The following is a 19,873-nucleotide window of genomic DNA, read 5'->3' on the forward strand; positions in this document are numbered from 1 at the left end:
ACACCAGTACAAATCAATGTTTTATAGCAACCCTTTGAGTTTTTAATCAATGATAAACATGAAAAATGAAAACCGATTCCATTTTAAACCTATGAATAAAACACAAGAAAGGCTTGTTCTTGACTGGATTAGTCAGCCCTATATTAATGAGTGGCTTCATGGCGAAGGTTTAAGTAATACAATAAAGGACATTCAAGAATTTTTAAACGATGGGGAGCCCTGGGCAATTCATTGGATAGCCTATGATAATGAAATCCCATTCGCTTACTTAATTACTTCTGAAATAGAGAAATCAGAGGAATATCCCGATGGGGCAGTTACGCTGGATTTATTCATTTGCAGGTTAGATTATATTGGTAAAGGATTGTCCGTACAGATGATTCATGAATTTATCTTAAGTCAATTTTCTGATTCTAAAATTGTACTTATTGATCCTGAAATTGCTAATGAGCGTGCTGTCCATGTTTATAAAAAGGCAGGATTTAAAATCATTGGGAAATTTATAGCCTCATGGCATCCCGTGCCGCATTATAAAATGCAATTGTGTATTGACGACTTAGCGAAGGAGAATCAGTAGGTTATGTTCTCCCATGCTTAAACCTTGATCTATGCGTGAGACAACAGAGGAAACATCAACTGATTTTCATCGAATAAAGCAGTCTTGTCTGCCTCAATAAAAAGCATTTCATCTTTTTCTTTTTCATCGATAAGAGTTATCTCGTAGGATGAGCAGTCTTTAGGAACAAAACCAAGTCGTAGCGTATCTATAGTTTCGTCACTTAAGGCAGGGATGATGTCGTCTATATTTGGCTCTTTTTTGCTAAATACATCTAATAAATGCAATTGTCGACCAGTTATTTCGGCGATGACGATCGTATCCAATTCAGGGAGAAAAAAAACATTATCTTTGTAGATTGTGATGCCATAAAACAGGATCAAATCGGCATTTTCTTGCATGGAAATCTTGCTCAGTGGATAGGGGTTTTTGGCATAATCATGAAGTTTTTTCCTATTTTCTTTGTTATCCATATCCAATTTAACAAAGTGAGCAGAGGCTGTAGGTGTTATTGTTCGCTGGTATTGATACTCTTTAACTGACTTAAATCCAAATCTAGGATAGAAGTCCCATACAGTTGAATTAGCAAAAAGATAAATCAAATTGTTTCCTACTTTCCAATCTTCAAATATCTTTTCCATGAGCTTTCGGCTTAAGCCTTGATTTCTGTAGGCTTCATCAGTCATCACAGTGCCTATCTGGATAGCTCTCTGTTGATGTCCAAAGAGGCTAAAATCCATGATGTTTACTGAAACATTGGCAACCGCTTGCTCCCCGTCAAATAAAGTGTAGGGAATGTATTTATCTCGCCAATAGCCGGATTGATACCAGGCTTCAAACGATAAACCAAAGGTCTTAACGGAAAGCGCGTCAAAAGAGGCCCGTTTTTTATCTTCTTGTTGATAACCTTTTAAAAAAAGGAGTTCTTTCATTTGGTCACCTTGTAAACTATTAAATTAGGGTTTAGGGATAATTTGATTGGGTCAATTTTCTGTAGTATTCAATCTATGCAAAGTTCTAACGGTGCCTTGAAGAAGGTTAGGCTTTTTTTAAAATTAGCGCTATCTTGAAATGCTAGGCTGTAGGGAAACTTCATTTTATTATTTCACCTTTTTGGTAAACCATAATATCAAATCATCATCCAAAGAAACCATTTTTCCTGGAGTAACCGGTGTATAGTTATAAGTGACCCCTAGCCCATCAGGAATATAGCCGCGTTGGATGTAAAGGCGTTGCGCCTGGCCATATCCACCATCAGAACCACCATATAACCCAACACCAATACCTACACGATCATGCTGACTTGCTGCTTTTTCTTCAGCAGCTATTAGTAAAGTACTTCCTATTCCAAGTTTGCGAAAAGAAGGTAATACATTTAAGTCCATAATTTCTGGGATTTGTCTATGGGCAAAGGGTTCATAGAGTGATGTCCATTTTAGCGTCACATAGCCGGCAATTTGGTCTTGAAAATAAGCTAACCATACTACTCGCTCAGCCTGTTGTTGTTCTTGGTAATACTTTTCAAATAATGATGCAGGCTTTTGCCAATTTGCTTTTTGAAAGGCATCAACCAGAAAGGGGATATCAGATAACGCTAGGGCTTTGATAACAATTGCAGGTTTTCTTAGTGTCGATGATTCAAGCTGTTTCATCATATACGTCATATTCCACTCGTATCCAGCGGGTTTTAAATCAAAAAGAGCTTTAAAACCAACCGCCTGATAGAACCGATAGGTTTTAAGATAATTCTCTTCTGATTCAGAAGGACTAAGTGTTTCAACGGTCATGGTTTTAGCTCCTCGCATTATAGCAAAATGACAAGCGGTATCAATTAATTGCGTTCCAATACCTTGATGGTGAAATTCAGGTCTTACTGCCATCCAATAAATGTTGGCATTATTCGAATAAGGAAAATGAATGGAAATGAGACCAATATAGTTATCATCCTTTTTCGCAGCAAAATTGATATGGTGTGTAACCCCTATTGCGTAATGTTCGTTTGCTTCTGGTATTCCGAAGTACTCTGGTAACTCCGTGGTTATTGTTCGACACAAGTCTTTAGCTAGTTCAACCGTTATTTTTTCAATTTGAATCATAATATTTTCTCTGCCGCAGTATTTGGAGTATTCCTTTTATATGAGTTGAAGGCAATGGGAGCATATTCTAGATAATAGTGCATTTTTTTCAGAGGGTTGATTTAGAAGCTAAAAAGGAAATGTGCCATAATGGAAGACGGGTTTAATCAGTTAGTTATTGAGGCAAAAATTAAGAACATTGAAATAAGGAAGAAAGATGCTGCCTAAAAAGGCGAGCTTACGACACGTAGCGCTTGCTGTGAACAAGCTCGATGAATGTGAGCAGTTTTATAATTTATTGGGAATGCGTACAGAGCTTAAAACAACTGATTATGTTTATTTAGCAGGTTATGGCGATAACATTTCATTGCATAGGGTTCAGCATAAATTTGGAGCAACCCAGCGGTTAGAGCATATTGGTTTTGCTCTAGATTCTGTGGAAGCAGTAGAGCAATTATTTAAAGACCTGCAAAAATATGGCTTGAATATAGCTCATCCACCTAAAGTATTTGGTGTGGGAACCTGTTCATTTAGTGTATTTGATCCAGATGGAGTCGAGGTTGAATTTACTTATCATCCGCCAATGTGGGAGCATTCATGACAAAAAGGGGAAAAGGGGCTAAAAGAGTTATGAGTAAGCCACAGGGGTATGTTGATTACAATATCTGTCCATTTTAAGTTTTATAGCGAGGGGGGAGATGAAATTCTTCAGCCTCAAGAAGGCAATAATGAGAATTTACGATCAGGGGCCGTTGCTCGCAATTAGGGTAGTGCTAAATAAAGCAAGACAGCTAATAACAATACTCACCTTCTGCCGCAGGAGCTAGTTTTCCATCAGGTAAAACCGAGCAAGCTAAGCTTTTTGCATTTTTTAGCTGTTTATTTGTTAGGTTAGAGCCAATCAATATCGCTCTTTTAAAGATTGCTCCTTGAACATTGGCATCGCTAAAATCACTGCTTGATAAATTGGATTTGATAAATTTAACCTTTTTTAAGCTTGTATTTTTAAAGGAAGATTCACTGAGATGACTAGCTAAAAATTCAGAATAATCGAGTTTTGAGTTTTGGAAGTTAGTATGCATAAAGTTGGAAAGTAGGATTTTTGCATTAGAAACTAAGCTATTGGTTAATTTAGAGCTTAAAAAATTACATTGCGAAAAAGTACTCTGGCGTAAATCAGAACTGTCTATGATTGCTCCACTAAAATCGTCATTAAACCAAGAACAGAAATAATGCTTAGATAAATCACAAGCCTGGCATTCTTTAGTCTCGTCAAAATGCTTAATGTCCGTTGGAGAACTGTAGCTCAGACCTGTTTTTAATTTTGCCTTGTGGTTTTTCGAGCTAGCTTGGGTCACCGCTTCTTTAATTGGAATTAAGCAATTAAACTTGCCATTATTATCAAAAACCTCTCCATTCGGAAGGATTGCACAATTATAACTCTTTAAGCTCTTTAGCTGTGCAGATGAAATGTTTGAATTAAATAAATTTGAGTAAGAGAGACTAGTCTGATTTAAATTAGCATTGGTGAAATCAGCATTGGTAAAATTAGATCCAAAAAAATCGGCATGATCCATCGCGGCATTGATAAAGGACGCATGAATAAATGATGTTAATATAAAGGTTGAATAGTTCAATGTTGCATTTTTAAAATTAGCATTATTAAACTCGCTATTACCGATCGATACATATATGAAGTTAGCTTTTACAAAACTAGAACCATTAGCTTTAATGCCTGAGATACTCGTTGAACCAGTAAAAAAAGAATAATCATAGTTAAAATTAGAAAGATCTTCGGGAAAAGATGACTCCGTTAAATCACAGCGTGAGCAGTCTCCCGGTCTGTGAAAGCGTTTATGGTCATTGATTTTATAAGCTTGTAAGTTTGAACATAAAATGCAACTAGCAAAAAGAACAGACAATTTTTTAATCACTTTTCATTCCTTTAGTATTATACGCGGTTGGAGGCAGCAAATTATAAGCTAACTTCTATCCTTAGTTAACTTATTGGTTGAAAAACAAAATAGCCACTATGTATGTGCTGATTAATTTGGATAAAAAACAAACTTCTTGGTCATTTTAATAATCCCTTAAGAAGTTTTTTTTATAATTGAGACCTGAATATTATACTAATTTTAGGTGTCAGCTATGCAAGCAAAACATGATAGCACCTTAGTCCCCGAGGTTCAGGAGTGGGAAAAGAAGTTAAATCATATTATGTCTATATGTGATTCGATGGCGCAGAGGCGTAATGGTTCAAAAACTAAGGCAGACATCCAAGCTATAGTCAGTGAACAGATTTCCGGATTCCAAGCTAATTTAGACCAAGCAAAACGAGAGTTAAAAAAAGAGATAACGGAAACAATTGAAGAAAAAATAGAGGAAAAAGTACAGGATATAGTTGTAGGAAAGATAAGCGATACCTTTTTTGCTCCGGTTGAAGAGGGCGCAGGTGCATTAGATCGTAAGATCCATGTTGCTCAAAATGGTTTAAAAGCGTTAACAGCAATGTTGGATACACAAGATAAAAGTATTTTTGAAAGAGCCAAGGAAAATACCACGCACTTCATCAAGGAACAAGGAAGATATGTAAGACAAATGTATGAGCAACTTAAAGAAACAGGCTCTACTAAGACAAATTCCCAGCAATTGTCGGAGAATATCCCTGAAACAAAAACAAATGCTCGGGCTTTCTTTCAGAGTCCTAGCAAGGAAAAGTTAGAAAGCACCCTGACCTCTGCTAGTAACACAGCAAACTCTTTTCTGCGTTATTTAGACGATAAGTCGGAAGAAACTGCAAGTATTTTAGAAGAGGGGGAGCGAACCATTGAAAAAAGCATAGAAAAGCATGGCGGGGTTGTCAAATATTCTCAGAGTCTTATAGACAAGGCGGATAGAGCTCTCGAGAGAGAAGCTGAAAAAATAGATCGATTAGATAGCATATATTCCTTTTATCAAAATGTGAAGAAACAAGTGAAGAACACGTTTAGCTGTTTATCGATAGAAGATGAGGAGTTAGAGGTTGAGCCTCCAAGTCAACAAAAGCAAGCTGCGGAGGAAAACATGGATGAAAGTGGTGAATATGCACCTATCGTACTCAATTAAAGATATGGCCTTACTATTGCAAATAAAAGAGTCAATTTTCAATAATTCGGCATTCAAAAGTGATGTTCTAGTCTAAAATAATTAAACGTTTGGCCTCCTCAGCCCGAACTGAGGTACCCCACGACATTAAATAGACTGTTAAGTTCACTGATCGTTATGTTTATCCCGTTCGCACTGAGGAAGCGCGCAGCGCTGTCTCGAAGTGTCGCAAAAGGTCTCCCTTCGAGGAGCCTCAGGACAGGCCTTTGAGAACTACAGGACAAGCCTTCGAGAACTTCAGGACAAGCCTTCGAGACGCACGCGATGCGTGCTCCTCAGGCTGAACGGGATAAATTAATACAAATTCCTTTGATACTTATTTCGTGGGGATACCTCTGAGCATGAACGGAGCACTGATAAAACATGGAAAAATCTCCTTAGCCTGGCAATAGACTAAGACCCAACATTTTAAGTCAGATTCACAGTAATCATATCCTCATCAATACGGACGGGGTAGATTTTCAGGTTTTTAGGTTTACTAATCTTACCCAGTACTGTACCTACTGCTGGTGGCCATGGAGACCAGCATTCGGGTTTTCCTGTGTCTAGGTTAAAGGCACTTTTGTGAAAAGGACAGACAATTGTGTTTTCATCTGTAATCACACCCTTAGTCAAGGGTAATTTGAAATGTGGGCATTGAGAGGCAATGGCATGGACCGAGTTATTATTCCAGATTAATAAAATTTTATGGCCATCGATGGTTTCGCAGTGGCGTCCTTTTTGTTGGAGCTGGCTTAGCGTAATTGTTTGTTTCCAAGACATAATAAAAATTCCTTTAGTTTTCGTTCGGCTATACAATAAATTTTAACTCGATTTAATACAAGACAACCACAGCACTAAATCGTCATTTACATACTGTTTTAAAGCTTCGCTTTAACAAATCCCGACCTATCGTCAGCAAGTTTTGTTATTCTCTAAGTTTTTGGGTATAGCTGCCTTTTTGATATCGTACTCAAGGGAGAAAGAAATGCATATCAAAGCCAAATCAAATAAAGAAATTACACAAGAAAGCTATCAAGCGAGAGCGCGGCTATTTGCTAAGAATGTTGCATAGCTTGTGCCCGCGGCATTAATAGAAAAATTTATTAAACTTCTCCCTCCGCTAAAGCTCATGATTTTGAGTTGTACCGATTGGCATCGGTAACAACTCTTTCACCCTAGATTATGGATGAGTTATATTTTCAGACCCTTCAGCAGCTGCAACTCGTCGTCTAGCATCATCACAGATTGCTTCGAGCGCTGCGATAGATGAGGTTTTAATTCCGAACATGCGAGTAAATCTATCTTGTCCTGCAGCAAGTATTTTATATTCAGGAGTTACTTCACCTCCAATTTCTTTAAAGTCCTTAATTGTTTCCTCAAGCTCATCAGCGTTATTTATTTCACTTAATGAGTCTTTAAAATCACAAAGTAGGGCAGTTTTTAAAGCATCGCCTCTCAGTTTTTGATATTTAACGTCCATATCATTAGATGGTTTCGCTTCATAGCTATGCTCTCGAGAAATTGAAGGCGTGGCAAATTCATAGTGTAAGCCTTGGAACTGTTTAAAATAAGCTAAATGCTTTCTAAAAAGCTGAGATAAATAACTAAATAAGCCATGTGCTTTTAACTCGGTACGGGCTAGATCTTGTCTCTCTTCCGTTTCATTGGTGGCATCTATTTTGTCATTGCCGTATTCAGTTTCAACATATAGAAGCCGCAGGTTAATTTGCGGTGTTATCCATTCCGCCACATTAGTTTTATTTCCGCTGTCAATAATTTTATGTTCAGCCATATAAGCTGTTAATTGATTGCATAGCTCGTTTATTTTGGATTTTGAATAGATTTTAGGAACATAAAGGGTGAATTGATCGCCGCCAGTTTTATTAGCCACTCTAAATTCAGGGATAGTTTCTTGATGCTTTTCAAGAATATCTATTATTCTATCTTTATGTTCTTGATAGTCTTGAGTACTTAGAGAAATATGAATTATGATGTTGCTCAAATCCTTGCGAAGAGTCAGAGCTTCAGGATTTTCATAGATTTCTCTTTCATGTGCACTTAAAGGTTGAGAATTATTTTCTTTTTTATGGTGGCTGACTTGTCGAGTTTTTCTTGAAGTATCAATATCATTGGTCATTTTAAATTGCGTATTTTCTTCGCGTGTAGACCCCGATGTGCTACATACTGGGATACCTAGAAGTTCACAGAGACTCTCCTCAGAAACTACATTCCAGTTGATTGTATCTTGTTGTTCAGGGGAAATTTCTTGTGTGATTGTCTCGATTAAAGCCTCATTGGCTTGCTGCCAACTTAGTAGACCATCCTCTGTCTCATCAAAGGTCTTGCGATTTTCTATAAGCTCATGAATTTGTTCTCGGGTCAGTTCGATGGCGGGTTCTTTTCCTTTAACTTTGATTTCTAGTTCTTGAGTGTTGTCTTCTTCGTGTGCAATATTTAACGCAGGTTGAGTAGCGTGATGGGCATTTCGCAGCGTCTTTTGGGGTAAAAAATAAGTAATAATTGCTGTTGTTGCTCTCTGCGTGTTTGCTTTCCCAGTTAAATGTTCAGTAATTTCATCAATTGACTCAGTATATGACAAATATCCAGTTGAGGAGTCATAGCTATAATAAACTCCATCTCGTTTGGTAAGCGATATCGTATGTCCTTGTAATCTTATGGTGATTCCTTGATTATTTTCCAAACGATTAACGACATCTAAAAAATGTCCCTGTAACGAAGGGTCTACTTCTTCTCGGAGGTGGAGCATGTCTAATAGTTCTTTTTCTTGAATCTTAGACCATACGATGGTTTTACCAGCTTCTTTCTCAATAGCGTCTATCGCATCTAAATTTGCAGTAAAAAAAACGGGGTCTAGTTCACCGGAAATAGAAAAACTTTTCCGGTTATTTAATATATCTTTAACCATTTGTACAGTAACGGCTGCTGTTAATTCCTGCTGATGGGGTGCAGCAAAAAAAGTGGGAAAACACTTTTCCCAGGCATCTTTTTCTAAAACGCCTTGTCTATCTTCGTCTTTAGCTGTGTTAAGAAATTCCGTTTGGTATTTTGTTTGATAGGTTGTATGAGCTCTGCGGATGTTCCAAACGAGCTTATCTTGGTTTTGGGCAACTAAAATTGCCTGAATCACAGCGACACTAATCAATGTGCATGCATTAAACTTTTGAGGAGCGTTGATTTGTATTGTACGCATTTATGAATTTCTCTGTTTTAAATAGTCAATAATTTGCCCTATTGTACGAATAAAATCCAGAGAATATTTTTGTTTTTACTATTCCAACATGGAATGAGAGTTTGCTATCGGCCAAATAATAAACAATTGGCTATGAACTTATGTGAGCGCGATTTTGAATAGGAGTAGTTTAGAATGGGAGAATAGTTTGGTAAGTTGCAAATTTAACCTCCTGGGCAAACGCGTCCTTGCGTATAATCCATCTGAGAACAAATCCTTGTTCTGCTCTAAATTTGCAACTTCCCAATATCTATACTTTAGCGAATTTAAATGAAAAACACATTAGGCGATTCGCGCACTGGACTCCAAGAGATTTCTTATAACCCATAAAGAATAATCTTTTGGCAGAAGATTTTTTGATTATTTAAGCCGATTATTAATGGAGCAATTTGTTGTAGAGATAGTATTATTCAAAATGGAACGCCTGTCTACTACTAGCGTAACCTATTGACTATATGATGAAAATTTGTGTTAATTGTAACCCCTATTAGCTTTTAAAAAGGATTTAATAATGTGGTCAAAATTTTGGGAACCTCTGACTATAGCTACACCATCGTCATCGGAAGCACATCTTAATACTCAGCTTACTAATGGAGCCATTGAAATAGCGGGGCAGGTTGTTCAAGGTGTTGCCGGATCTGCAAACCCTTGGGCTAATATAGGCCCTTCATTCGGTCAGGCCTTCGTATCATTTTTTTCAATCTTTCGTAACGGTACTCTTCCTTATGAAAAACTAATTCTATTATGGCAAACAGCGCTATCGATTACGGAAACTGGTTTGTCTATCTATTTAGTGTTTGATGGTGAGACTTGCGGTACTGATTTTACTAATAATGTGTGTACTGCTTTCCTTGTATGTAAAACCTTATCTAATACTACCTTAGTTGTATCAGGTACTGTCGCCAAGCTCTTAGGTCCAAATTCAACCTCTGCTTCAAATACCTCAACGACAGCTAGAGCAACTGCCCAAGTCCAAAGTCAGGGGCATGAGGAGGGAGAGAAAGAGGAGGAAGTGGAAGATGAGAGTGAGGATGAAGATGAAGAGAAGGGGACGCGGCTTAACAAGATGGGATAGTAAGATAAGAACGATTATCCTGGATGCGAACATCTCTATCTTAGTTACCTCTCTGATAACTCAGTCCCGCTCTACTCCAATGTCCCGCGGCTTGTCCAGTGTTTTAGCGTAGATTTCTGAATACCGCGGACAAATCGCGGTACGTAGGGACAAGAGTAGAGTTTGTAACAACGCCCGACTAACCGCAGGGCGTTGGCAACGATGTGACTACGATACAGATGCGAACCTCTAGGCTGTCGTATCAAAGCTAACGACTGACAATTCCCAATTAGTTAAAGCTAAGGCTCCTTGGAGTTGGTTCTTCTTTTAGTAAATTTTCAAACTCAGCAACACTGTGCGGTTCTGCCCAAAAATGGAAAAAATTTCTTCTTCTTGCGCAAACCTCTTGAATTTCTAGAATATATCGTTGCTTAGCTTCTTGAGGTAGTTCTGTTTCTTTTTCCAGGCGATCGGAAATGGATTGGAGTAAATCTGTCTTCCAATCGCTGTATCGTACCGTTTCGCGTCCATTTTTTTGATTGCGTATATTATCGATAAGTTTTCCTATTATCCCTATTAATTGATCCTTGGGATTAAATCCCTCTTTAGTTTGTAGAGCAGGCCGTGGTAGATGCGATGATAAGCCATGTTGTTGCAGCTCTTTTCTTTGATTCAACGGATTATCAAAAGATCTGTTAGAAAATGTTTGTTCTGCATTTTGGGGTTGTGAATCATTTCGTTGCTGTTTCTTTTGGCTCGATGGTTGGCGATCCTCAGAATTAACTTCCTTTTTAGCTTGTTGAGCAGGCTGTGGTAAATGCGTTAAGTCACGTTGTAGCCTCATTCTTCTTTGTTCTAACTGTTCACTAAGAGACTGTTTGACTGCTAATATTTGTTCTTCATCTTTCGGTTGCGGATCTTTTTGCTGCTGGTTCTTTTTTTTCAATGGGTGGCGTTTGAACGGATTATTTTCTCTGAACGTAGGAGTTAAGAAATTCATTGTTCCAAGAGTTGGAGGTGGTATAGAAGCACTTGCAGCCATTCTAGAAGTTAGCAGTGCAACGATCTCTTTATTGCCTTTACGATTTGCAATTTCAAGCGTACTGACAATATTACCCCTGCTACAAACACCAGATTGAATAATGGCGCCATAATCAAGAAGCTTTTCTACAAGCTTGATATCTTGCAAAATCACTGCTAGATGTAATGCTGTTCGCCCCCTGTCATCAAAGGTAATATTCGGATCTGCCCCTGATTCTAGAAGAGTAGATGCCATAGCAAGATCTTTATTCCCTACCGCGATGTTAAGTGGTGTTTTTGAATTTCTACAAGCTAGATTTGGCAAAACTTCTTTTTGGCAATCAAGTAATTGTTGTACAATTTCCTTATTCCCTTCTTCCACTGCGATCGCTAGTGGAGTATAACCTTCCTCATCAAAGTCATTAATAAGTTTTTTTAAATTAATCCCACGTCCATTATCTATCAACAAGGCTAAAATGTCTTTTCGCCCATAAGCTGCTGCGAGATGAAAAGGATTTCTTCCATCATAAGTACATTTTACAGGTACGCCTTTTCCCAACAGCTCGGTAACAAAATCAATCTTGTCTTCTCTGATTGCTAAATGAAGAATAGCAGGGAAAAGATGCTTATAATCATTCCAATTATCAATATGCTTTAGAAGCTCAATAACTTTTTCTACGTCTTCTGCGGCAACAGCTATACTTAGCCATGATAAGATTTTTCCACTAATGTTGATTACTTTGAAATTTGCTGTTTCATAAGTCGACTTACTTAAGCTTTTCATTACTGAATTTTGGCGCCAAGCATTGAGACAGTCTTCAACTTTATCTGCATGAACAGTAGGCGCATAAAATTGGCAAGAAAAAAGAAGTTGTGATTCTTGGCGGCTATGAGGTAAAGATTTAACGATTTCCGGGCCAATTGCCTCATCACTAAAATTGCGCGCATTACCTCGATTAATATTGGCTAATTCCCATCCTGTATCGGTAAATCGGACATTGATCATATGTGTTTGATCAGAAAAACAGATGGAGAGACCATGTTTTGAGTTGATCTTAGCTTCTCTTAATGTTTCACTCAGGGTGCTAAAAAAAGTACTTAATTCTTCGGTGGGAAGCACATGAGGGTAAGAGGCAACTCGTTTTGTTTTTCCTACTAAATCGGGATTGAATAAATACATTAATTCTTGATGAATATCCCGAGTTTGGTTGCGCGGGAGTAGAAGTGCTCCTCTGATTTGGTCAGATGCCTGATGAAGGATAATTTTATCTATAATATCAACGAGTCCTCGTAACTTTTCAACGGAAAGCTGATGAGACGGCCCAGTAAATGGAAAAGGAAGTTGTTGATCGACTTTAGACTTAAGCCGTCGATAAAAATCTGCTTTATCAACCATATTGATTCTATTAACTGATTTGATTTCACGAAGCAGTTCCGCCTTAGCGTTTATGAATGCTTGGCGACGTTCTTTTAGATAATTCTTAATAACATCAAAAATGGGATCATGTTCTGGTATTGAATTAATTTCTTCTAAGAAGTAGTAATATAAGTCTGACTGACCATATTGAAAATTGTAATCAATTTTTGTGAAACTTGCGCCAGTACACAGACCACCTAGTACGCTTCGCAAGCGAGAAAGTAACCATTTTTGACCACTAGGTAACATAATTGCCTCAAAAGATTAATTATTGGTCAATTGTAATCTCGTGCTGCATTTTGTCAATAGATTATTTTTCTAAGTTATTTTCCGATTTGGAATCCAAAGGTGGATGCTCAATAAAAGTCAATAATGGTTAAAAATAAAACAAAAAGTTTAATGTTTAGTTAATGTTGAAATGATATTATATTCATATGTAGCAATTAGAGAAAAATATTACTCCTTAGGTTAAAAATCACTCTATATTTTTGTCGGTTGCTACTACATTTTTTAAATCTTAGGCTCTCCAGCTTAACCAGTAAGCATAAAGCGCATCAACATCTCCCGTGCACATAAGTCCCATCGCTGCTGTTAAACGGTCAATAGGCCAATCCCACCAAGCCATTTCAAGCAAATTTTGAATCGCTTCTTCAGCAAAACGTTTCCGCACGACTTTAGCAGGATTTCCAACGACAATTGAATAGGGTTCAACATCTTTGCTAATCACAGCTCGAGAACCAATAACTGCTCCATGGCCTATATGGATGCCTGGCATGATCACCGCTTCTGTACCAATCCAAACATCAGAACCAATAACGGTGTCGCCTGAGGGTTTATAACCATCTTCAGCGCCAGAAAATTCGGGTTCACCGGCATAGAAGAAGGGGAAGGTAGATATCCATTCCATGCGATGTCCTTGATTCCCAGCCATCAAAAAAGCAACTCCACTACCGATTGAGCAAAAACTACCAATGATCAGTTTATCAACTTCAGGTGAATCAGGAATGAGATAGCGAGCACAGTCATCAAAACTATGGCCGTGATAATAACCTGAATAATAACTATAAGATCCTACGATAATATTGGGATTGCTTATTTGATCTGCAAGGGGGATACCTTTGAAGGGGGTTTCGAAGTAATTTTTAAGCATGGCCTTCTTCTTTTTTTTTTTGATTTTTTAAGATGAAATCTAAAGTAGCGGTGGAATTATAGACCAATCAGAGTGTATTGTAATCTGATATATCTTCATTCCGACAGCCAAATGATTTTGTAGAATTTAATGAAGTTTATTACAGATATTTTATAAGCTGTTATGCTCCAGGCATAGTCATTGGCCCGTCCCAACTTTCATCATCATGATCTTCATCTCCCCATTTGTCTTCAGAGGCTTCCCAGTCGTTTTCTTGTTGATTTCTAGGCCAGGTTAATTTCATCTTTGGTTTTAAATCCAATCCAATAGCCTGGAAAAAAGAATTCGTTTTATTCGCATAGCTGTAGGCAACCTGGTTTACTGCTAGAGTGGAGGTATGCTTTATATGAGTCATTAAAGCGGGAGCAGAAGGTGTATTATCTACCTGTTGTGATTTTTGAGCTTCCAAATCAGGGTCTTGCTTCTTAAGAGAGGATTCTTCCTCCCGTCCTAATTGGCCAAATTTGTTATTACCCATCCCGTATAGTTTACAGGCACTATCTCTCTGTAAATAAAGAGTATGTCTATCATTAGCATCAAAAATTGCGACATCGGTTGCAATGGTTTCAAATTGATAAAAGACGCCATTTGAAGGGGCAAGTTGTCGTTCTGAATTGGTTCCTGCGGCCTTTAATTCATGAGCTTCGGTCAAAATAAGACTTCCTAAGGCAGTCGCTTTGATTTTACGCACTTTTTCTTGCAATAAGGGAGTCCACTTTGTATATTCTGCTATTGCCTGTCCTGCTCCTAATTCACCCGATTGATTAGTACCAAATCCATAGGCTATACCTTCTTTAGTAAGAAGAAGGGCATGCTCTTTACCTACTGAGATATCAACAATGTCCAGATTTTCATTGGGCAGAGGAACCCAAGCTGGCAATAACCTGATTTCATTAGCAAAAACATAGGGCTTTAATTCCGCTGTTTTACCTACCTGATGTATGGTCCCAGTTTCATCTATAACAGCGGTCATAAAATCGGAGGCTGTTATTGTTTTGACATTTTGGAATTGAGAAACTTTTTGCAAAGAGAGGGGAGCTGGATCTTTTGTCTGAAATGCCAGTTGTTGATCGGCGTTATCTCCCATAATCCAAAGTTCGTTTTCTTTACTTAATAGAACTGAATGTTTAAAACCAGCGACGATAGTTTCTATTCGATTTATGCCAATAATTTCGGTAGGGAGGGTCCGATTCTTAAGATCAACAAAACCTGATTGTTTTTGTTCGTTTGAACCCATCGCAAATACACGTCCACGTTCCAATAAAATCAGGGTATGGTTTTGCCCGCAAGCGATTTGTTTTACCTTTAGTTCACGTGAAAGATAATGTTCTGCAATTGCTTTTAAATTTCCGTTAACTTTGCGAAGTTGAACGATTGAGTTTATGGGAAGTTTATCAAACATTTCATAATAAATTTCCAAAGAAAATTGCAATAAAATATTTTCAGAATTATCCTGAGTATTATTTTCTCTTTTTTCATTATCCGTAACTTCCTTTCCCATATTACCTACACTTTTTAAATAAATAACTTCCAATTATAATCTAATTTTTAAGCCTTGTTCAAATTTTATGTTCCATTTTGCTATTTGAACTAAATTCATGATCTTCTGTTTTATCTAATGAATTGACTATTTTTTCAATCATTGCAAGGTCTAGAGGATTTTTAACTTGTCCTTTTTTCGCGTCAGTCCCAGTGGAATCAGAAAAATAGGTATACCAATATTTGAGCATGGATTCGCTGTTAACTATAGGCAAAATAGATTCATCATCTATAGATGTTTTGCCTTTCCATGAATACCCATGTTCATTTTTTTCTATCGATCTTGCATAAATAGCTAGAGTGGCTTGATTTATTGCTTTTTCTGGAGATAAATCCTTATTTTTAACTGCGTCAATAAGCTTTATCATTAAGTCTTTTTTAATCGCATTCCCTAAAGTGTTGTCAGCATATTTCATCAGTCCTGTTAAATATTCAACGGCAGTTCGTTGCTTGAAATCTAATTTTACTTCGGTCTGGTTTCTTGAAGTTGATCTTTGAAAGAACCGGTCTCTTGATAGAGTATGGCTTAGCTCTTGGACAAGAGAACTCTCTTGTTGATTCGATACAACAGGTGCTTGATTATCGTAAGAACACTCTAATTTGGTTGTCATAGCTAGGTAGGGGTAATTTGTTGTAGTAAAAATTCCGTAAGTGTCTCTATATCCCATAGCTACAGCCCAGGGATCAACAATCAGGGCTCCTGAGAGATCAGTTAAGTCGTCAGAATTATGATTAATTAAAAGAAAAGTGTGTGATCCTAAGCCTTCTTTATGGCTGACAATTTTGATGTGCATTGGGCTTAGTTTTCCTTGTTCAATTAAGCTGAGTAGTTCATCAGCTGCTAATTGAGCAAAGGTATGACAGGCTCCCATTTGCATCTTTTTGACTTGAGTTGCGGTTTGGGCAATGGACTTCCTATCATAACTTGATTGTACTCCCATCCCAATTATTTGGGGTCCATGATAATTTTTTTTGGATTTTTCTATGACCTCAGCTTCAAAATCGGGATTGATGCATTGAGTAAACCTTAACGCATCCGTAGAACCATAATCCTTAAGTTTTAATTGAGCCATATAAGCGGTTAGCGGAGTATAAATAAAGCTGTTAGAAGGCACTATACGATTGATAGAAGGTAGTTTATTGAATACAGGATCATTAGCAACAAATTGTAAAACTTGTAACTGATGAATCGATAAATTGGAGTGGCTTTCAATATATTTCTGTGGGTTGCTAATAAAGGAGTTAAGTTCAGTGTCTGTGTAAATAATTCCTAGAAGTTGTTTTAAATGCTCTACTGAAACCCTTGATGGAATCTCATATTTTTTTGCTAGAAACCTTGCTAATCGCAGAGCCTTTTTTTCCAGGCTAGTTGATTCATTTTTCCAAGTTGAAAGTATCCATGATTTTTCTTCGCTTGTTTCTGCACTTTGATGTACTTTCTTAAATACGGCAAGGAGTTTTTCGGCATTAAAGCCTGATTTATCTGAAGAATTTATTTTGATTTTTTCTAAAAACATTTTAACAACAAGATGCTTTTCAAATTTGATAAATGCCCCAAGGTCATTAATTAACTGATCTACTTTCGGATTGGCCCTGGTTATTGATTGAGTTTTTTCTTGGCCTTTATCTGCTTTATCTATTTTGGCTTTCATTTATTTCTCGTTATACATAATGATTATCTTTAAGTATATCGAAAGAAAATTAAGCAATTATTACTTGTTTATTAAGGAAAAATTAAGTAAATAATTCGTTAAAATCACTAACTAAAAAATAGAAATTTGCTAGCAAATTTCGCATATTTAAAGCTAATATTTGCTAACAAATGAGATTAAGCAATCAAGGGTGTAAGGGCGTCGAGCTCGTTGTATCTTCTAGTGGATTATCTGCTTTAGAGGGAGAAGTTAAGCCCTCAGTGTCAGGACGTGTACTAAAAAAGGTTAGAGCTTGTTTTATTGATTTTAAAGTGTTGTTGCCCAACATGTGATCAAAAGATGCAACAATTGCAAAAACAGTTCCGGTGGCACCTGCACGAAGAGGGGCTTGTTTTGCTGCGTTGGCTAAGAACGATTTTCCCATTTCAGCTGGATGTTGAAAGAACGCTTTCCCTAATTCGCTTAATACAACAAAGGTACCTTTATTTACTAAAAGGTTTTGCTCGTTTACTTTTGCTTGTATAACAATATAGTCTTTGCAGACCGCAAAAGGATAAGAGACCGTTCCTGCAATGATTCCACTGATTAATCCTGAGCTAAGATGTTGCCACTTACTGTCTTTAAAGGGTATTTTTTTTGCAATTTCATCTTCAAGAATACATAAGGCGCCGAAATTGACTAGTCCTGAAGCGTATCTTGGAATGAAGCCATTGGTCATTAGCTGCGGAATATTTTTGTACCATAAGAATCCTTCAGGTAAAAGTCCATGCACTTTTCTCAAGGTTGACAGTGTTTCTGAAACTTGAGTAGCGACAATGTCGCCGAATGCTGCACACACCACATAGCCTGCTTTTTTCAAATTGACTTTGCCGAAAGTTTCATAAGGCGTTTCTTTGCCTTCTGCTGGTTTACCTGTTTTAGCAGCAGTGACATAAGCTGTTCTAGCGCTAGAGCTGGCAAGAGAGGCTGCAGTACCTGCATACAGTGCACGAAAAAATCCGAATGACCCAATCGATGAATAATTAGGCATACCTCCACCATTGGTAAGATTGACTTGCATAGTTTTAATGGGACTCTGAATTGCTATTACAGCGGCAGTTGTAATACCGGTTTTTACGAGATAGTCTAAAGTCTGTAATAGACCAGAGGATTGTTCCGATAAGTTTTCAGTTTGCTCTGTTGATTCATCATTTTTTGTTTTCATATACGGCTACTATTACGTTAATTCTGGCAAATACAGCTTCCCAATATTAACAAAATATTAAGGAATAGTATTTAAAATTTGCCCTAAGAGAGTTTAGGTGGACTTTTTATAGAAATGGAATAGTATAGTGAAAGGATAACTTTTAAGGAATATCTTGTGTTTAAAGCTTTTCGCAAATCACTTAAAGAGGTTGGCGACCTTACTTTTATGACTGTAGCTTCTAGTGCAGCAGGCTACACTACTTATAGCTTTGGTTCGTCAATCTATGAGTTTTTTAAGCACCAATCTGAAGAAAAGCCTTCAACTGGCGAGCATAAAGAAATAAAAGATGAGAGCTTGCGCTATTAGAGCTTTTCAAGTAATTATTCTCCCGCTTGGCGGCATTCATGTTTAGCATTTTCTTCACAGGCTAGAGAGCAATTATTATCGTTTGCTTTTTCGCATACCTGCAGGCACTGTTTAACACGCTGTTGAAAGCAAAGTCCCTGGTCATATTTCTGATCTTTGATTTCTACCTGAGTAGGGTCGTCCATTGCTTGTACAGGAAGAAAGAACAAGAGTAGCAATATTAGAGTGATTTTTTTCATGAATAACTCCTTATCATCGCTCGCTTTGATTCGTGTAATCAAAAGTGAAGACGCCATCTTGATCAGATGGACGCTGAAAGATTTGGGGATGTTTTAAAGTATGTAAAACGTCACAATAACCCGCTTTCCAGTGTTCATTCATGGTTAGGCGAGAAAATTCATAATCTTTGGAGTAACTTTCGTATTGTTGTGAGCGATAAATCAATTGAACAATATTATATACTTTATGGTCAGCTATTTGTCTCAAAGTTTTAACTTCCTCCATTTCTTGTAATTCACTAGGTAATTTTTTGAGAAGTTTAGACAAGGTATAACGAGCCTGTTGTAGGCGTTTAAATTGAGTCGTTGCAGCGCGCGTTCGACTAGAATATTGAATTTCTTTCTGACGGGTCATGGCTCCCCGAAGATTACGCGGCATTGTGCCTCGAGCACTCCAGAGATCAACTTGAAACACTAATGTATCTTGACGAGTATCGCCATCGACAATCCACTGCAGAGGCGTATTGGAGATCAATCCGCCATCCCAGTAAAATTCCCCATCAATTTCAGTTGCAGCGAATCCCGGAGGTAAGGAGCCGCTAGCCAGGACATGTTCGGGACGAATAATATCCTTATCATTGTCGAAATAGATAAAATTCCCTGAGCTTATATTAACAGCTCCTATGCTGAATCGAGTCCCTTCTTGATTGATACGATCAAAGTCAATAAAGTGCTCAAGGGTGGTTTTAAGTTTTGTAGTATCATAAAAACTGGTGGCTTCAATAGTTCCATCCGGTTGGAAGAAGGGAGCAGGCACGCGCGGGGCAAAAAAGTCAGTAGTACCATTCATGAGTGTATAGATGGCACTCATATTATTAAATAACCCCCGAGCCAAATCACCTCTAGGAGTTAATTGCGACGATAAAGTCGTCCAGTCAAGTAAGGGGTTTGCTGTAATGGTTTCCCAAAAGCGTTTTAGCTTATCAGCTCGTTCTTTTGGGGGATTGCCCGCGATAATTGCTGCATTGATGGCGCCGATGGAGATTCCTGCAACCCAGTCGGGGTGCAATTCAGCCTCTGCAAGCGCTTCATAGACGCCGCCTTGGTAAGCGCCAAGTGCGCCCCCTCCTTGCAGCACCAGTGCAATACATTCAAAGGGGGGGCGATTTTTTCCAGTAAAGATTTTATTTTTTCGGCGCGAAGGTTTAGATTTATTATCCTTCAT

The 19,873-nt window shown here is 37.7% G+C and carries 17 protein-coding genes; 5 read left to right on the forward strand and 12 right to left on the reverse strand.

Annotated elements, in window-relative coordinates:
• The first annotated feature begins 49 nt into the window (after positions 1–49).
• The gene (locus Lnau_RS05065; protein ID WP_058504055.1) at positions 50–577 is read left to right on the forward strand and encodes a GNAT family N-acetyltransferase; all 528 of its coding nucleotides are present in this window, start codon (positions 50–52) and stop codon (positions 575–577) included.
• A gap of 29 nt (positions 578–606) precedes the next feature.
• Here Lnau_RS05065 and Lnau_RS05070 read toward each other — a convergent pair whose 3' ends face one another.
• On the reverse strand, positions 607–1,488 hold the full coding sequence (locus Lnau_RS05070; RefSeq protein ID WP_058504056.1) for a GNAT family N-acetyltransferase: 882 nt from the start codon (positions 1,486–1,488) through the stop codon (positions 607–609).
• 168 nt (positions 1,489–1,656) lie between these two features.
• Positions 1,657–2,652 carry a GNAT family N-acetyltransferase gene (locus tag Lnau_RS05075; RefSeq protein ID WP_058504057.1) on the reverse strand — a complete coding sequence of 332 codons (996 nt, stop codon included), beginning with the start codon at positions 2,650–2,652 and terminating at the stop codon, positions 1,657–1,659.
• Positions 2,653–2,848: 196 nt separating this feature from the next.
• Here Lnau_RS05075 and Lnau_RS05080 point away from each other — a divergent pair, with 196 nt between their 5' ends.
• Positions 2,849–3,232 (forward strand): VOC family protein, encoded by a 384-nt coding sequence (locus tag Lnau_RS05080; RefSeq protein ID WP_058504058.1) that lies wholly within the window; start codon positions 2,849–2,851, stop codon positions 3,230–3,232.
• A gap of 190 nt (positions 3,233–3,422) precedes the next feature.
• Here Lnau_RS05080 and Lnau_RS05085 read toward each other — a convergent pair whose 3' ends face one another.
• The gene (locus Lnau_RS05085; protein ID WP_058504059.1) at positions 3,423–4,565 is read right to left on the reverse strand and encodes a pentapeptide repeat-containing protein; all 1,143 of its coding nucleotides are present in this window, start codon (positions 4,563–4,565) and stop codon (positions 3,423–3,425) included.
• 214 nt (positions 4,566–4,779) lie between these two features.
• Here Lnau_RS05085 and Lnau_RS05090 point away from each other — a divergent pair, with 214 nt between their 5' ends.
• The gene (locus tag Lnau_RS05090; protein WP_058504060.1) at positions 4,780–5,736 is read left to right on the forward strand and encodes a hypothetical protein; all 957 of its coding nucleotides are present in this window, start codon (positions 4,780–4,782) and stop codon (positions 5,734–5,736) included.
• Between the two features lie 447 nt (positions 5,737–6,183).
• Here the strand turns inward: Lnau_RS05090 and Lnau_RS05095 are convergent, their stop codons facing one another.
• Positions 6,184–6,537 (reverse strand): Rieske (2Fe-2S) protein, encoded by a 354-nt coding sequence (locus Lnau_RS05095; protein WP_058504061.1) that lies wholly within the window; start codon positions 6,535–6,537, stop codon positions 6,184–6,186.
• Between the two features lie 400 nt (positions 6,538–6,937).
• Positions 6,938–8,968 (reverse strand): hypothetical protein, encoded by a 2,031-nt coding sequence (locus Lnau_RS05100; RefSeq protein WP_058504062.1) that lies wholly within the window; start codon positions 8,966–8,968, stop codon positions 6,938–6,940.
• 550 nt (positions 8,969–9,518) lie between these two features.
• Between Lnau_RS05100 and Lnau_RS05105 the strand changes: the two genes are divergently transcribed.
• On the forward strand, positions 9,519–10,082 hold the full coding sequence (locus Lnau_RS05105; protein ID WP_058504063.1) for a hypothetical protein: 564 nt from the start codon (positions 9,519–9,521) through the stop codon (positions 10,080–10,082).
• A gap of 268 nt (positions 10,083–10,350) precedes the next feature.
• Here Lnau_RS05105 and Lnau_RS05110 read toward each other — a convergent pair whose 3' ends face one another.
• From Lnau_RS05110 to Lnau_RS05130, 5 genes are all read right to left on the reverse strand, one after another.
• On the reverse strand, positions 10,351–12,747 hold the full coding sequence (locus Lnau_RS05110; RefSeq protein WP_058504064.1) for an ankyrin repeat domain-containing protein: 2,397 nt from the start codon (positions 12,745–12,747) through the stop codon (positions 10,351–10,353).
• Between the two features lie 268 nt (positions 12,748–13,015).
• On the reverse strand, positions 13,016–13,648 hold the full coding sequence (gene catB / locus Lnau_RS05115; protein WP_058504065.1) for a type B chloramphenicol O-acetyltransferase: 633 nt from the start codon (positions 13,646–13,648) through the stop codon (positions 13,016–13,018).
• A 160-nt stretch (positions 13,649–13,808) separates the two neighbouring features.
• Entirely contained in the window at positions 13,809–15,188 is a 1,380-nt protein-coding gene (locus Lnau_RS05120) for an RCC1 domain-containing protein (RefSeq protein ID WP_058504066.1), read from the reverse strand.
• A 58-nt stretch (positions 15,189–15,246) separates the two neighbouring features.
• Positions 15,247–16,878 (reverse strand): hypothetical protein, encoded by a 1,632-nt coding sequence (locus Lnau_RS05125; protein ID WP_058504067.1) that lies wholly within the window; start codon positions 16,876–16,878, stop codon positions 15,247–15,249.
• A gap of 184 nt (positions 16,879–17,062) precedes the next feature.
• Positions 17,063–18,082 (reverse strand): hypothetical protein, encoded by a 1,020-nt coding sequence (locus Lnau_RS05130; RefSeq protein WP_058504068.1) that lies wholly within the window; start codon positions 18,080–18,082, stop codon positions 17,063–17,065.
• A 156-nt stretch (positions 18,083–18,238) separates the two neighbouring features.
• Here Lnau_RS05130 and Lnau_RS05135 point away from each other — a divergent pair, with 156 nt between their 5' ends.
• On the forward strand, positions 18,239–18,430 hold the full coding sequence (locus Lnau_RS05135; protein WP_058504069.1) for a hypothetical protein: 192 nt from the start codon (positions 18,239–18,241) through the stop codon (positions 18,428–18,430).
• A gap of 14 nt (positions 18,431–18,444) precedes the next feature.
• On the opposite strand, the gene Lnau_RS05140 is transcribed toward Lnau_RS05135, so the two are convergent.
• On the reverse strand, positions 18,445–18,669 hold the full coding sequence (locus Lnau_RS05140; protein ID WP_058504070.1) for a hypothetical protein: 225 nt from the start codon (positions 18,667–18,669) through the stop codon (positions 18,445–18,447).
• 13 nt (positions 18,670–18,682) lie between these two features.
• Entirely contained in the window at positions 18,683–19,873 is a 1,191-nt protein-coding gene (locus Lnau_RS05145; protein WP_058504071.1) for a DUF3734 domain-containing protein, read from the reverse strand.

The sequence above is a fragment of the Legionella nautarum genome, assembly GCF_001467895.1.
GTDB classification, from domain to species: domain Bacteria; phylum Pseudomonadota; class Gammaproteobacteria; order Legionellales; family Legionellaceae; genus Tatlockia; species Tatlockia nautarum.